The sequence below is a fragment of the Streptomyces mutabilis genome, assembly GCF_014649815.1.
Classification (GTDB): Bacteria; Actinomycetota; Actinomycetes; order Streptomycetales; family Streptomycetaceae; genus Streptomyces; species Streptomyces mutabilis.
Map to the genome: position 1 here is coordinate 104,741 of NZ_BMTT01000014.1, position 14,857 is coordinate 119,597.

15 protein-coding genes are annotated in these 14,857 nt (G+C 71.2%); 1 reads left to right on the forward strand and 14 read right to left on the reverse strand.

The genetic code is table 11. From position 1 onward, the window contains the following. Positions 1-20 precede the first annotated feature (20 nt). Positions 21-614 (reverse strand): bifunctional pyr operon transcriptional regulator/uracil phosphoribosyltransferase PyrR, encoded by a 594-nt coding sequence (gene pyrR / locus IE142_RS25570; RefSeq protein ID WP_191887933.1) that lies wholly within the window; start codon positions 612-614, stop codon positions 21-23. Positions 615-914: 300 nt separating this feature from the next. Between pyrR and bldD the strand changes: the two genes are divergently transcribed. After that, complete coding sequence (gene bldD / locus IE142_RS25575; RefSeq protein WP_019325075.1) at positions 915-1,418, forward strand: transcriptional regulator BldD; 504 nt, start codon at positions 915-917, stop codon at positions 1,416-1,418. A gap of 223 nt (positions 1,419-1,641) precedes the next feature. On the opposite strand, the gene nusB is transcribed toward bldD, so the two are convergent. The 13 genes from nusB to IE142_RS25640 form a co-directional block, all read right to left on the reverse strand. Then, entirely contained in the window at positions 1,642-2,070 is a 429-nt protein-coding gene (gene nusB, locus IE142_RS25580) for a transcription antitermination factor NusB (RefSeq protein ID WP_019325076.1), read from the reverse strand. Positions 2,071-2,072: 2 nt separating this feature from the next. After that, positions 2,073-2,639 carry an elongation factor P gene (gene efp / locus IE142_RS25585; RefSeq protein WP_043375134.1) on the reverse strand — a complete coding sequence of 189 codons (567 nt, stop codon included), beginning with the start codon at positions 2,637-2,639 and terminating at the stop codon, positions 2,073-2,075. Positions 2,640-2,707: 68 nt separating this feature from the next. Further along, positions 2,708-3,814: an aminopeptidase P family protein gene (locus IE142_RS25590; RefSeq protein ID WP_191887934.1), complete on the reverse strand. Its 1,107-nt coding sequence runs from the start codon at positions 3,812-3,814 to the stop codon at positions 2,708-2,710. 172 nt (positions 3,815-3,986) lie between these two features. Next, positions 3,987-4,916, reverse strand: a complete 930-nt coding sequence (locus tag IE142_RS25595; protein WP_191887935.1) for a Pro-rich N-terminal domain-containing protein — start codon at positions 4,914-4,916, stop codon at positions 3,987-3,989. 163 nt (positions 4,917-5,079) lie between these two features. Further along, positions 5,080-6,171 carry a 3-dehydroquinate synthase gene (gene aroB, locus IE142_RS25600; protein WP_043375128.1) on the reverse strand — a complete coding sequence of 364 codons (1,092 nt, stop codon included), beginning with the start codon at positions 6,169-6,171 and terminating at the stop codon, positions 5,080-5,082. Further along, positions 6,168-6,683, reverse strand: coding sequence for a shikimate kinase (locus tag IE142_RS25605; RefSeq protein ID WP_191887936.1), 516 nt, complete (start codon positions 6,681-6,683; stop codon positions 6,168-6,170). The genes aroB and IE142_RS25605 overlap by 4 nt, the downstream gene beginning before the upstream one ends. Next, positions 6,680-7,864, reverse strand: coding sequence for a chorismate synthase (gene aroC / locus IE142_RS25610; RefSeq protein WP_043375125.1), 1,185 nt, complete (start codon positions 7,862-7,864; stop codon positions 6,680-6,682). Before aroC ends, IE142_RS25605 begins: the two co-directional genes overlap by 4 nt. A gap of 187 nt (positions 7,865-8,051) precedes the next feature. Beyond that, positions 8,052-8,888: a shikimate dehydrogenase gene (locus IE142_RS25615; protein ID WP_191887937.1), complete on the reverse strand. Its 837-nt coding sequence runs from the start codon at positions 8,886-8,888 to the stop codon at positions 8,052-8,054. Then, a complete protein-coding gene (mltG, locus tag IE142_RS25620) occupies positions 8,869-10,581 on the reverse strand; it encodes an endolytic transglycosylase MltG (RefSeq protein WP_191887938.1) in 1,713 nt (570 codons plus the stop codon). Before mltG ends, IE142_RS25615 begins: the two co-directional genes overlap by 20 nt. 128 nt (positions 10,582-10,709) lie before the next feature. After that, positions 10,710-11,204 (reverse strand): Holliday junction resolvase RuvX, encoded by a 495-nt coding sequence (gene ruvX, locus IE142_RS25625; protein ID WP_191887939.1) that lies wholly within the window; start codon positions 11,202-11,204, stop codon positions 10,710-10,712. Next, positions 11,201-13,873, reverse strand: coding sequence for an alanine--tRNA ligase (gene alaS, locus IE142_RS25630; RefSeq protein ID WP_191887940.1), 2,673 nt, complete (start codon positions 13,871-13,873; stop codon positions 11,201-11,203). Before alaS ends, ruvX begins: the two co-directional genes overlap by 4 nt. Then, positions 13,873-14,247: a hypothetical protein gene (locus IE142_RS25635; RefSeq protein ID WP_191887941.1), complete on the reverse strand. Its 375-nt coding sequence runs from the start codon at positions 14,245-14,247 to the stop codon at positions 13,873-13,875. Before IE142_RS25635 ends, alaS begins: the two co-directional genes overlap by 1 nt. Positions 14,248-14,254: 7 nt before the next feature. Next, complete coding sequence (locus IE142_RS25640; RefSeq protein WP_019325088.1) at positions 14,255-14,698, reverse strand: DUF948 domain-containing protein; 444 nt, start codon at positions 14,696-14,698, stop codon at positions 14,255-14,257. Positions 14,699-14,857 lie beyond the last annotated feature (159 nt).

The following is a 14,857-nucleotide window of genomic DNA, read 5'->3' on the forward strand; positions in this document are numbered from 1 at the left end:
TGGGCGCGTACGCGGGGGTGCTACGGGTGGGCGCCCGGGGCGGCCGGCTTGGCACCGAGCAGCACGGTGTCCCGACCGTCCTCCTCGGCGAGCTGGACCTTGACCGTCTCCCGCAGCGACGTCGGGAGGTTCTTGCCGACGTAGTCGGCGCGGATGGGCAGTTCGCGGTGACCGCGGTCGACGAGGACGGCGAGCTGCACCGCGCGCGGGCGGCCGATGTCGTTCAGCGCGTCGAGGGCGGCGCGGATGGTGCGGCCGGAGAAGAGCACGTCGTCGACGAGGACGACCAGGCGGCCGTCGATGCCGTCACCGGGGATATCGGTGCGGGCCAGGGCACGCGGCGGGTGCATGCGCAGGTCGTCGCGGTACATGGTGATGTCGAGCGAGCCGACCGGGATCTTGCGCTCGGTGATCTGCTCGAGCTTGTCGGCGAGCCGCCGGGCGAGGAAGACGCCCCGGGTCGGGATGCCGAGGAGCACCACGTCGTCGGCGCCCTTGGCGCGTTCGACGATCTCGTGGGCGATGCGGGTCAGGACCCGGGCGATGTCGGGCCCCTCGAGAACGGGCCGCGCATCGGATCGCGCGCCCGGGGGCGCGTCCAGCTGCTTGTCCATACGAAACGGACCTCCTTCTCCGCCTCACGGGACGGACCTTAAAGGACGTCGGGATGTGCGTCACCCACCGTATCAGGCTCACAGAGCGGCCGATGCGACCCCCTCGACGCTCCCGCGTCACCCTTCCGACACCCTGGCACCACCCGGTCGGAGCAATGGAAGGCGAATACCACGGAAGAGTCGGTGCGGACCATTCGGCTTGACGCAGGAGAGTAACGCTGCGTAACCTCACAGTGAGTTACCAAGCCGCGCGGGTGCACACCTGTGCAGACCGCGTCGACACCTTGTCCGGGGAGCCATATGTCCAGCGAATACGCCAAACAGCTCGGGGCCAAGCTCCGGGCCATCCGCACCCAGCAGGGCCTTTCCCTCCACGGTGTCGAGGAGAAGTCCCAGGGCCGCTGGAAGGCCGTCGTGGTCGGTTCGTACGAGCGCGGCGACCGCGCGGTGACCGTGCAGCGCCTCGCCGAGCTGGCGGATTTCTACGGCGTTCCCGTGCAGGAGCTGCTTCCGGGCACCACCCCGGGCGGTGCCGCCGAGCCGCCGCCGAAGCTGGTCCTCGACCTGGAGCGGCTGGCCACGGTGCCGGCCGAGAAGGCGGGTCCGCTCCAGCGCTACGCGGCCACGATCCAGTCGCAGCGCGGTGACTACAACGGCAAGGTGCTCTCGATCCGCCAAGACGACCTGCGCACACTCGCCGTCATCTACGACCAGTCGCCCTCGGTCCTGACCGAGCAGCTGATCAGCTGGGGCGTCCTGGACGCGGACGCGCGCCGCGCGGTGGCGTCACACGAGGACATCTGAGCCCGAAGAGCCTCAGCAGAAACGTGCCGCCGGGGTGGCGGGAACCGTTGGGTTCCCGCCACCCCGGCGGTTTTGTCACGTCGTGGGGCTCAGCGCCGCCAGTGGGCGCGGGGCTCGGCCGACCTTGCGGCTGCCGCCGCTCGAGCGCGACCGGCCGCGGACAAGCCGCGGCCGCTCCCCCACCGCACCCCTACGGCGCCGCGTCCTGCGGCACCTGCGGAAGCTAGTCGCGACGCAGCGAAGGCTTGAGCTCCTTCAGCCGGCCGAGCAGACCGTTGACGAAAGCGGGCGACTCGTCCGTGGAGAACTCCTTCGCCAGCTGCACCATCTCGTCCAGGACGACGGCGTCCGGGGTCTCGTCGACCCAGATCAGCTCGTACGCGCCCAGGCGCAGGATGTTGCGGTCGACGACCGGCATCCGGTCGAGCGTCCAGCCGACCGAGTACTGGGCGATGAGCTCGTCGACGCGCTCGGCGCGCTCGGCGTAGCCCTCGACCAGCTCCATCGTGTACTCGCTCACCGGCGGCTGCCGGGTGTCGGACCGGGAGTGCCGGACCCAGTCGGCGAGGACCGTCAGGACGTCGGCGCCGCGCTGATCGCCCTCGAAGAGGATCTGGAAGGCGCGCTTGCGGGCCGTGTTGCGGGCAGCCACGGTTAGCTGTTCACCCGGCCGAGGTAGTCGCTCGTACGGGTGTCGACCTTGATCTTCTCACCGGTGGTGATGAAGAGCGGGACGTTGATCTGGTGACCGGTCTCCAGGGTGGCGGGCTTGGTGCCGCCGGTGGAGCGGTCGCCCTGCACGCCCGGCTCGGTCTCCTGGACGGTCAGTTCGACGGCGGCGGGCAGCTCGACGAAGAGCACCTCGCCCTCGTGCTGCGCGACGGTGGCCTCGAAGCCCTCGACGAGGAAGTTGGCGGCGTCGCCGACGACCTTGCGGTCGATGTGCAGCTGGTCGTAGGTCTCCATGTCCATGAAGACGAAGTAGTCGCCGTCCATGTACGAGAACTGCATGTCACGCTTGTCGACAGTGGCCGTCTCGACCTTGACGCCGGCGTTGAAGGTCTTGTCGACGACCTTGCCGGAGAGCACGTTCTTGAGCTTGGTGCGCACGAAGGCCGGGCCCTTGCCGGGCTTGACGTGCTGGAACTCGACGACGGACCAGAGCTGGCCGCCTTCGAGCTTGAGCACCATGCCGTTCTTGAGGTCGTTCGTGGAAGCCACGGTTGCGGAATCTCCTGGACTGGACTGACGTGGACGACCCCGGTGCAGGCATGCGCCCAGCGCGAAGGCTAGAGCGCGAGCAGCTCCTTGGTCGTGATGGTGAGTAGCTCGGGTCCGCCGTCCGCCTCGGGGCGCACGACGAGCGTGTCATCGATCCGGACCCCGCCCCGGCCCGGGAGGTGGACCCCCGGTTCGACGGTGACCGGCACACAAGCGTCCAGTTTACCCATGGCCGCGGGGGCCAACTGCGGGTCCTCGTCGATTTCGAGTCCGACCCCGTGACCGGTGAGGGCGGGAAGGTGCTCAGCGTACCCGGCCGAGTCCAGTGCCTGGCGGGCGGCGCGGTCCACGTCCCGGCAGGCCGCACCGGGTGCGAGAGCCTCCCTACCGGCCCGCTGGGCGGAGAAGACGAGGTCGTACAGCTCGATCTGCCAGTCGGCCGGCGAGGTCCCGATGACGAAGGTACGGCCGATCTCGCAGCGGTACCCGCGGTAGGTGGCGCCCAGGCAGACGGAGAGGAAGTCGCCCTCCTCCACCCGCCGGTCGGTGGGACGGTGGCCGCGGCGCCCCGAGTTCGGGCCGGTACCGACGGACGTGGGGAAGGCGGGGCCGTCGGCCCCGTGGTCCACCAGGCGGCGCTCCAGCTCCAGTGCGAGGTGCCGCTCGGTGCGGCCCACCAGGATGGACTCCAGCAGCTCACCGAGGGCCTGGTCGGCGATCTCGGCGCCGATGCGCAGGCAGGAGATCTCCTCCTCGTCCTTGACCACCCGGAGCTGTTCGACCGCCTGGCCGAGGTCGGTCAGCCGCAGTCGTGGGGCGACCGAGCGCATGGCGCGGTGCCGGACCACGGTGAGGTGGTGGTCCTCGGTGGCGAGGGACTCGGCGCCCTGGGCGGCCGCGAGCCCGGTGGCCGCGACTGCCGGGTCGCCCCCGGGACCGGGCAACGCGCGCACCGGCAGCGAGTCGTCGGGCCTTCCCTCCGTCGGCCGCTCCTCCGGCGGGGCGGAGCAGACCAGCAGGTCCTCGGTCTTGCCCAGGAGCAGCACCGCGCCGTGCGGGGCGGCCCCCGCGAGATAGCGCACGTTGGCGGGCCGGGAGACGAGCGCCGCCGCGCTGCCGCCCGCGTTGCAGCGTTCTCGTAGGCGCGTCCGGCGGGCCGCGTACACCTGTGACATGGACCGAGCGTATGAGCTCCGCTCGGGGGGCGCCGCTCGGGAGGGCCGAGTGGGCACGCCCGGTGCGCCAACCGGGGAGGGGCCGGATGCCGAGTGGCGTCCGACCGCCGCGGGGCGTCTCGCGCCCCGCCGGCGGAGCCGCGGATCGAAACTTGGTCGGGATGCTCCTCGCTTACCAGGCAGGCGGGCTTGCTATCGAGCGGGACAGGACCTCGTCCAGGACTCTGGCCGTTTCCGGTACGTCGAGTTGGGAGTTGTCGATGATCGGGAGGCCGGATCCGTACCAGCCGGCCATGCGGCCGTGGATGCGGGCGACCTCCTCGTCGGTGAGGCGCCGGTTGCCGCTGCGCTCGGCGTTGCGCTCCAGGACGATGTCCAGGCCCGGCAGGAGGACGACCGGGAGCAGGCCGGGTCCGACGTGCCGCTTCCAGCCGCCGAGGCCGACGACCGGGCGGTCCGGGAAGACCGCGTCGTCGAGGATGCAGGAGATGCCGTTGGTGAGGAAGTTGCGTGCGGAGAATCCGCAGGTGCGGCGGGCGAGGCGGTACTGCGCCTCGCTGTTCTCGTTCCACCCGGCCTGCGGGTCGGCGAAGCCGGAGCGGACCCATTCGCGGACGTCGTCGAGGCTGATGTGCGCGGTGGGCACCCGCCGGTGGTCCGCCCAGTACTTGGCGACGCTGGTCTTGCCCGCGCCCGCGGGGCCGATGAGCAGTACCGCGAGGGTGGCCGTGGCGGGGTCGGGCAGGGCCGTCGCGGCCGGCGGCACGCTGGGCACGGCCACGGGAGCCCCGGGCGGCAGCGGAACGTGGCCGGTGGTGTCCGGAGCGGGCGGTCCGGGGGCGGCGGAGGGGTGCGGCCCTTGCGACTGGTGCGGACCCGGAGCGTGTCGCGGACCCGGAGCCTGCTGCGGGCCCTGGGCGTGCTGAGGGGCCGCGGGGGGCGGGGGCGGTGCCTGCACGGGGTACCCCGACGCCACGCGCGGCGATACCGGGGCGGGTCCCTGGTGCGGGCCCGGGTGGTGTGCGGCCGGGGACCAGCCGACGGCCGGTCCGTGCCCCGGCTGAGGGGGCGGCGGCAGCGGAGAACCCACTGCGTGCTGCATCCGGTGCCACTCCGTCTCGTACAGGCGATGGGCGCTGACAGCGGGGGGTGACCGCCCGCTGCTACCGAACGGTACCGCCCCCGGCCGTCGTTTGGTGAACGGCCGGGGGCGGTCCTAAGTGCCCGTAGCGCAGGGCGAATCGGGCGAAAGGTCCGCCGGGGTACTACTCGCCCACCTCGCCGTAGGCGGCGAGGAGAACGGCCGGGTCGGGTCCCTCCAGCACGGTGGGCTTGGCGAGGCCGTCCAGGACGATGAAGCGCAGCAGGTCACCGCGGGACTTCTTGTCGACCTTCATGTTCTCGACGAGCTTGGGCCACTGGTCGTAGCGGTAGTGCAGCGGCAGGCCGACCGCTTCGAGGATGGTGCGGTGCCGGTCGGCGGTGGCGTCGTCCAGGCGGCCCGCGAGGCGGCCCAACTCGGCGGCGAAGTGCATGCCCACCGCCACGGCGGCGCCGTGGCGCCACTTGTAGCGCTCGTTCTTCTCGATGGCGTGGCCGAGCGTGTGACCGTAGTTGAGGATCTCCCTGAGGCCCGCCTCCTTCAGGTCGGAGGAGACGACCTCCGCCTTGACCTCGATGGAGCGCACGATCAGCTCGGCGGTGTGCGGTCCGGCCGGTGTGCGCGCGGCCTGCGGGTCGGACTCGATCAGGTCCAGGATCACCGGGTCGGCGATGAAGCCGGCTTTGATGACCTCGGCGAGGCCCGATACGTAGTCGTTGACCGGCAGCGAGTCCAGCGCGGCCAGGTCGCACAGGACACCGGCGGGCGGGTGGAAGGAGCCGACGAGGTTCTTGCCCTCGGCGGTGTTGATGCCGGTCTTGCCGCCGACGGCCGCGTCCACCATGGCCAGCACGGTGGTCGGGACGGCGATCCAGCGCACGCCGCGCAGCCAGGTCGCGGCCACGAAGCCGGCCAGGTCGGTGCTGGCGCCGCCGCCGACGCCGACGATGACGTCGGTGCGGGTGAAGCCGGACTGGCCGAGCGCCTTCCAGCAGTAGGCGGCGACCTCGGCGGTCTTCGCCTCCTCGGCGTTGGGCACCTGGATGGCGATCGCCTCGTAGCCCTGCTCGGCGAGGTCGGCGCGCAGCGCGTCACCGGTTTCGGCGAGGGCCTCGGGGTGGATCACCGCGACCCGCTTGGCCTTGGTGCCGATCAGGCCGCCGAGCTCGCCCAGGAGCCGACGGCCCACCAGGACCTCGTAGGGGTCGGATCCCGCGGTGCCGCCGATCCGGATCCGGGTGACTGCCTCGCTCATGCTTCCTTCAACTCCAGTGCGTCCAGGGCGGCTCGGGTGACTTCTTCCGGCGTGCGGCCGTCGGTGGCCACCACGACCGTCGCCACCTCCTCGTAGAGGTGCCGACGGGCCTCCATCAGCTCGCGCCACTGTTTGCGCGGGTTGACCGCGAGCAGCGGGCGCGCGGCGTTCAGACCGGTGCGCTTGACGGCCTCCTCGACGTCCATCGAGAGGTAGACGACGCGCTGCCCGGCGAGGAGCGCGCGGGTGTCGGCGTCCAGGATCGCGCCGCCGCCGAGGGCGAGGACGCCGTCGTGCTCGGCGAGAGCGGTCCGCACGGCCTCCTTCTCCAGCCCCCGGAAGGCGGCCTCGCCCTCGTCCACGAAGATCTCGGCGATGGCCCGCCCCTGTGCGGAGACGATGTCCGCGTCCGTGTCGCGGTAGCCGGTGGCCAGGCGCTCGGCCAGCAGCTGCCCGACAGTGGACTTGCCGACGCCCATGGGGCCGACCAGCACGATCAGGGGAGCGCTCATCGGATGGCCAGGCTTTCGAGGTACGACCGCACGTTGCGGCGGGTCTCCGGCACGCTGTCGCCGCCGAACTTCTCCGCCACCGCGTCCGCCAGGACCAGGGCGACCATCGCCTCGGCGACGATGCCGGCGGCCGGCACGGCGGACACGTCGGAGCGCTGGTGGTGGGCCTGCGTGGCCTCGCCGGTGGTGACGTCCACGGTCTTCAGGGCGCGCGGGACGGTGGCGATCGGCTTCATCGCGGCCCGCACCCGCAGCAGCTCACCCGTGGTGAGGCCGCCCTCGGTACCGCCGGAGCGGCCGGAGACCCGACGGATGCCCTCGGCCGTGTTCACGATCTCGTCGTGGGCCTGGGAACCGGGTACGCGGGCCAGCTCGAAGCCGTCACCGATCTCGACGCCCTTGATCGCCTGGATGCCCATGAGCGCGCCCGCGAGCCGTGCGTCGAGCTTGCGGTCCCAGTGGACGTGCGAGCCGAGGCCCACCGGCACGCCGTAGGCGAGGATCTCGACGACGCCGCCGAGGGTGTCGCCGTCCTTGTGGGCCTGGTCGATCTCGGCGACCATCGCCTTGGAGGCGTCGGCGTCCAGGCAGCGCACGGGGTCGGCGTCCAGCTTCTCGACGTCGGCCGGCGTCGGGTACACGCCCTGGGGCGCCTTCGCCGAGGCCAGTTCGACCACGTGGCTGACGATCTCGACGCCGGTCGTCTCCTTGAGGTACGACCGCGCCACCGCCCCCAGCGCCACCCTGGCGGCCGTCTCCCGGGCGGAGGCGCGCTCCAGGATCGGCCGTGCCTCGTCGAAGCCGTACTTCTGCATGCCCGCGAGGTCCGCGTGACCGGGACGCGGCCGGGTCAGCGGCGCGTTGCGGGCGAGACCGGCCAGGACCTCCGGGTCGACCGGGTCGGCCGCCATGACCTGCTCCCACTTGGGCCACTCGGTGTTGCCCACCATGACCGCGACCGGGGAACCGAGGGTGAGCCCGTGCCGGACACCGCCGAGGAAGGTGACCTCGTCGCGCTCGAACTTCATCCGCGCGCCGCGACCGTAGCCGAGCCGCCGCCTCGCCAGGTGGTCCGCCACCATGTCCGTGGTGATCGGCACGCCGGCGGGCAGACCCTCCAGCGTCGCGACGAGTGCGGGACCGTGGGACTCCCCCGCGGTCAGCCAGCGCAACCTGCTCAACGGTGCTCCTCAGTGCTCGCGCCCCGGTTATGCCTTGCGTACGCGTCCTGACCGCGTACGGCAACGGCCCGACCGGGTGCGCGGCCCCGGCCCGCCACCTCCGATCCTCCCACGTCCGCGGGTAGGGGCCGGAATCGGTCCGCTGGACGGACAGGGCGGGGGCGGGCCCTGCGCACCGCACGGCGGGTCAGCCGGCCAGCGCGCGCTCCCCCGCGGCCCGCATCGCGGCGAGCGGGGCCGGCGAACGGCCGGTCATCTGCTCCACCTGGAGCACCGCCTGGTGCAGCAGCAGGTCGAGGCCGCCGACGACGGCGCCGCCGTACGCCGACCAGCGGGCGGCGAGCGTGGTGGGCCAGGGGTCGTAGAGCACGTCGAAGAGGGTCGCGGGCATCTCCGGGACGGCGGCGGCGAGGGAGTCGGTGGTGCCGGCCGGGGTGGTGGCCACGACCAGCGGGGCGCGCAGCGCCTCCTCGGCGTCCGCCCAGTCCGCGATGCGCACGTCGGCGTCCAGCCGCTCCGCCCAGCCCCGCATCTCGGCCGCGCGCGCCTCGCTGCGGACGTAGACGGCGATCTCGCCGGTGCAGATCCGGGCCAGCGCGGCCAGGGCGGAGGAGGCGGTGGCGCCGGCGCCGAGGATCGCGGCGGTCTCGGTCTTCTCGACGCCGTGCTCGCGCAGGGCGGCGACCATGCCGGGGATGTCCGTGTTGTCGCCGGTCTTCCGGCCGTCCTCGGTCAGGACGACGGTGTTCACCGCGTCCACGGAGGCGGCGGTCTCGCTGATCTCGTCGAGCAGCGGGATGACCGCCCGCTTGAGCGGCATGGTCAGCGACAGCCCCGCCCACTCGGGGCCGAGCTCGCCGAAGAAGCCCGGCAGCGCCGCCTCGTCGACGTCGAAGCGGTCGTACGTCCAGCTCTCCAGGCCCAGCTCCGCATAGGCGGCGCGGTGCAGCACCGGGGAGAGCGAGTGCGCGATCGGAGAGCCCAGAACGGCGGCCCTGCGACGGTCAGTTGCCGGAGACGGCATCGAACTTGTCCTTCAGCTTCAGGAACTCGTCGTGTGTCTTGGCGAACTCGGTCTTGCTCACGCCGTCGGTGGCCACGAAGTACATCCAGCCGTCGCTCGTCGGGGAGAGCGCCGCCTTCAGCGCCTCTTCGCCGGGGTTGCCGATGGGTCCGGGCGGCAGACCCTTGTTGGTGTAGGTGTTGTACGGGTCCGGGTTGCTGTTGATCTCGGACTCGCTGATACGGATTTCGCTCTGGCCCTTCAGATAGTTGAAGGTCGAGTCGAACTGGAGCTCCTGGTTGGTCTCGGTGTTGGTGGGCTTGAGCCGGTTGTAGATGACCTCGGACATCTTGCGGAAGTCATCGTGGGTCTTGCCCTCGGCCTGTACGAGGCTGGCCACGGTGAGCAGTTCCCAGGGGCTCTTGAGGCCCAGGCCCTCCGCCTTCTCCTCGAGCCCGATCTCCTCGTACCGCTCGTTGGCCCGCGCCACCATCTGCTTCAGCACGTCCTCGGGCTTCTGGCCCTTGGCCGCCGAGTAGCTGGACGGGTAGAGGAACCCTTCCAGCGGGTCCTTCACGTCCTTGTGGTTCATCGCCCACTCGGGCAGGCCGAGGTTCTTCCACTCGGTCTCGGCGACCTTGGCGGTGGTGCCCTCGTCCACGCCGAGCTGCTTGTCGATCGCCTTGTAGACGTCGACGTTGCGCCTGCCCTCGGCGACGATCAGGTTGCTGCGGCTCTTGGGGTTGAGCAGGAGTTCGACGGCGCTCTCGGCCGACATCTCCTTCTGCAGCGTGTACACGCCGTCCTGGATGCTCTTGCCGCGGGGGTTGCTCTGCTGGGCGGCGATGAAGGCGTCGACGCTCTTCACCACGCCCTGGCGTTTGAGCTCCTGGCCGATCGTCGAGCCGCCGGCGCCCTTGGGGATGGTGACGGTGACCTGCTCGCCATTGCCGTCGCCCGCGTAGTCCGGGGCTGCGCCGAAACGTTCCTGGTAGAACTGGTAGCCGAAGTACCCGATGCCCGCGACACCGCCGCCCAGGACCAGGCAGACCACCAGGCACGCGCATCCGTTGCGTCGCTTCTTGGGCTTTCCGCCCCGGGACCTGCGCTCGCCCCGGCCTTCGTCGGCGGCCTCGTCGTCCTCGTCGGGGTCCCCGCCCGCGAAGAAGGCGTGTTCGCCCTCATCGGGGCCCGGGTCCCAGTCGGTGCGCTGCGGTTCGGGCTCGGCACGCCGGCGCGTGGGCGGTTCCGGCGGCGGGTAGGCCTCCGGGGTGCCGTAGTAGTCCGGCTGGTCCGTGCCGTAGGCGGCCTGCTGGCCGTAGGGGTCCGACGGGTCGGCGGGGTACTGCGCCTGGGGGTCGGCGCCGGAGCCCCAGTCGCCGTCGTCGTAGCCCTGCTGGTGCTGGGACTGCGGCTGGCCGCCGTACTGCTGGTCGTACTGCTGTTGGTCGTACTGGGGCCGGCCGTACTGGTCGTACTGCGGCTCGGGGTGCTGCTGCCCGTACTGGTCGTACTGCGACTGGTGACCGTACGCGGCCGGGCCGCCGTCGCCCCAGTCGCCGTACTGCTGCTGCGACTGCGGCTGCTCCGGCTGGCCGCCGTAGGGGGGCTGCTGACCCGTGTGGGTCTGCTGCCCGCCCCATCCGCCGTCCCCGTACAACGGGTCCTCCGGATGCCACGGTTCGGAGCCTTGGCCCCGGCCATACTCAGTCATCGATCCCCTAGAGCCGCGAGACGGGCCATACGCGCGGCCTGTCATGGGGGCCGGCTTCCGTTCCGCCTCTTGCTGTGCGGTGGCTGTTCGAATGCCTCCGCATCGCGCGGAACGTTACCGTATCGCGATCAGGTGACCACTTCGACGCCCTCGCCGGGTGGCTTGCCTGACACCCGTTCGGATTCCAGCGCCTGCTGGAGAATGATCACCGCCGCGGCCTGGTCGATGACGGACCGGCCCTTCTTGGACTTCACTCCGGAGGCACGCAGTCCCTGACTGGCGGTCACCGTCGTCATCCGCTCGTCGACGAGACGCACCGGGACGGGCGCGATGCCCCTCGCCAGTTCCTGCGCGAAGCGACGGACCTTGACCGCCGCCGGGCCCTCGCCCCCCTTGAGGGAGCGAGGGAGGCCGACGACGACCTCGATCGGCTCGTACTCCTCGACGAGCTGCATCAGACGGCGGTGCGCCGCCGGAACGTCCCGGCCGGGGACCGTCTCCACCGGGGTGGCGAGGATCCCGTCGGGGTCGCACGAAGCGACCCCGATACGGGCGTCACCGACGTCGACGGCGAGGCGGCGGCCCCGGCGCGGCGCCGGGGTGTCCCGCTGGTCGGCGCTCACTTGGCGGTGTCCGCCACGAGGCGCTCGACGGCGTCCACGGCGTCACCGATGGCGGCCGGGTTCTGGCCGCCGCCCTGGGCGACGTCCGGCTTGCCGCCACCGCCGCCGCCGAGGGTCTTGGCGGCGGTGCGCACCAGGTCACCGGCCCTGAGACCACGTTCGCGGGCGGCGTCGTTGGTGGCGATGACCGTCAGGGGCTTGCCGTTGACGGTGGTGAACAGGGCGACCACGGCGGCCCGTCCGCCCTGGATGCGGCCGCGCACGTCGAGGACCAGCTTGCGCAGGTCGTCGGCGGTGGTGCCGTCCGGGACCTGGCCGGTGACCAGGGCGACGCCGCGTACGTCCTTGGCGGAGTCGGCGAGCGAGCCGGCGGCCTGGAGGACCTTCTCGGCGCGGAACTTCTCGATCTCCTTCTCGGCGTCCTTCAGCTTGCCGAGCATCGCGGAGACCTTTTCCGGGAGTTCCTCCGGGCGGCCCTTGATCAGCTCCTGGAGCTGGGCGACGACCGTGTGCTCACGGGCGAGGAAGTTGTAGGCGTCCACGCCGACCAGGGCCTCGATACGACGGACACCCGAGCCGATGGAGGACTCGCCGAGCAGCTTGACCAGACCCAGCTGGGCGGTGTTGTGCACGTGGGTGCCGCCGCACAGCTCCTTCGAGAAGTCGCCGATGGTCACGACGCGCACGCGCTCGCCGTACTTCTCGCCGAACTCGGCGATGGCGCCCTGCTTCTTGGCCTCGTCGATGCCCATGACGTCGGCACGCACGTCGAGGTCGCGGGCGAGCACCTCGTTGATCTTCTGCTCGACGTCGGTCATCACGGCCGTCGGCACGGCGGACGGCGATCCGAAGTCGAAGCGGAAGCGGCCGGGCTGGTTCTCGGAACCGGCCTGGGCGGCCGTCGGGCCGAGGGCGTCGCGCAGCGCCTGGTGGGTGAGGTGGGTGGCCGAGTGGGCGCGGGCGATGGCCTTGCGGCGCCGGTCGTCGATGGAGGCGTGGGCCTTGGCGCCGACGGTGATCTCGCCGACCTGGACGACACCCTTGTGGACGTACACCCCCGGGACGGGCTTCTGGCAGTCGCGGACCTCGATGACGGCGCCGGTGTCGACCTTGATCCGGCCGGTGTCGCCGATCTGGCCGCCGCCCTCGGCGTAGAACGGGGTGCGGTCGAGGACGATCTCGACCTCGTCGCCCTCGGTGGCGGCCGGCGAGGAGACGCCGTCGACGAGGATGCCGACGATCGTGGACTCGCTCTCGGTGTCCGTGTAACCGACGAAGTCGGTGGCGCCGGCCTGGTCGGCGATCTCGCGGTACGCGCCGGCGCCGGCGTGGCCGGTCTTCTTGGCCTGGGCGTCGGCCTTGGCGCGCTCCCGCTGCTCCTTCATCAGGCGGCGGAAGCCGTCCTCGTCCACGGAGAGCCCCTGCTCGGCGGCCATCTCCAGGGTGAGGTCGATCGGGAAGCCCCAGGTGTCGTGGAGCAGGAACGCCTTGTCGCCGGCGAGGACGGTGCCGCCGGCGGCCTTGGTGTCGCTCACGGCGGTGTCGAGGATGTTGGTGCCGGCCTTGAGCGTCTTGAGGAAGGCGTTCTCCTCGGCGAGGGCGACCTTCTCGATGCGCTCGCGGTCGGTGATCAGCTCGGGGTACTGCTGCCCCATCATCCCGATCACGACGTCGATCAGGTCCTTGACGACCGGGCCGGTGGCGCCGAGCAGCCGCATGTTGCGGATGGCGCGGCGCATGATGCGGCGCAGCACGTAGCCGCGGCCCTCGTTGCCGGGGGTGACGCCGTCGCCGATGAGCATCACGGAGGTGCGCATGTGGTCGGTGACCACGCGCAGGGAGACGTCCGAGGCCTGGGCGTCGCCGTAGGCCACACCGGTCAGCTCGGTGGCCTTCTTGATCACGGCCATGGAGGTGTCGATCTCGTACATGTTCTGCACGCCCTGCAGAATCATGGCGAGCCGCTCCAGGCCGAGCCCGGTGTCGATGTTCTTGCTCGGCAGCTCGCCGAGGATCTCGAACTCCTCCTTGCCGATGCCCTCGCCCCGCTCGTACTGCATGAAGACGAGGTTCCAGATCTCCACGTACCGCTCGTCGTTGACGGCGGGACCGCCCTCGGCGCCGAACTCGGGGCCTCGGTCGTAGTTGATCTCGGAGCAGGGGCCGCAGGGGCCGGGGACGCCCATGGACCAGTAGTTGTCCTTCTTGCCGAGCCGCTGGATGCGCTCGGACGGGACACCCACGACGTCGTGCCAGATGCGCTCGGCCTCGTCGTCGTCCTTGTAGACGGTGATCCACAGGCGCTCGGGGTCGAGGCCGTAACCGCCCTTGTCCTGGGGGCTGGTGAGCAGCTCCCAGGCGAGCTTGATGGCGCCTTCCTTGAAGTAGTCCCCGAAGGAGAAGTTGCCGCACATCTGGAAGAACGTGCCGTGACGCGTGGTCTTGCCGACCTCTTCGATGTCCGGCGTGCGCACGCACTTCTGCACGCTGGTGGCGCGGTCGAAGGGCGGCTTGACCTCACCCAGGAAGTAGGGTTTGAACGGCACCATGCCGGCCGGGACCAGCAGCAGAGTCGGGTCGTCCGCGATGAGCGACGCCGAAGGGACGACGGTGTGCCCGCGCTCCTCGAAGAAGCTCAACCAGCGGCGACGAATCTCGGCCGACTCCATCAGTGGTCCTCATTCCGGTTGTACGAGTACGTCGTCCTGACGTCGACGACGGACTTCGGGTTGCTGCGGTGTTCGGTGTTGCGGTTGTCGATGGCGGCGTGGTGCCGCGGTGCGGGGAGTTCGTCGCGGTCGACGGGCGCGTTCAGCCCGAGCGCGTCGTCCAGTTCGGCCTCCCGCTGGGCCATGTTCTCGCGGACGTCGAGGGCGAAGCCCACCGCGCGGTCCTTGAGCCGGGTGCCCGCCTCCAGCGCCTTGTTGGCCGCGGTCGCGGCAAGGCTCTCCGGGGTCAGCTGCTTGAGCTTCCGGTTGACCTTGGTGGTGGCCCACACACCGGCGGCGACACCGGTGCCGAACCAGAACGTACGGCGGAACATCGCTGGATCAGTCCTTCTTCCGCTTCGTCCGCCGCGCGGCCGGGATCGTACGGCCGACGATCACGGTGCGCCGCGGCTGTTTGGCCGGGCCCGCGGGCACGTCCTCCTTGCGACCGCCGAGCGCCCGGCGCACGCCGTACCCGAACGCGGCGACCTTGACCAGGGGGCCACCGAAGGTGGAGGCCACGGTGGTGGACAGCGCGGAGGCGTTGGACGTGACCTCCTGGACGTCGGAGGCGATGGCGTCGACCCGGTCGATCTGGGTCTGCGCGGAACGCACCGCCGACGAGGCGTCGGCCAGCAGCGGGACGGCCTGGTCGGTCACGTCCGCCACCAGCTTGGTGGTCGCCCTGAGCGTCTGGGCCAGCCTCGCCAGTGCCACGGCGAGGAAGGAGACCAGGATCGCCCAGAAGACGGCCACCAGGATTCCGGCCACCTCGCCACCGGACACTGTCGCACCCGCTCCCTGAAAGACGTGCCTGAACATCAAGAAAGTCGCGCACCGAGCCTATCGCGCCGGGCGCGGGGCTCCGTACCGGATTCGCGTCCGCGTTCCCGTGGAGTACGACGGAGTCGGGCGAAGCGATTGTACGGAGTGAATACGCTTCAG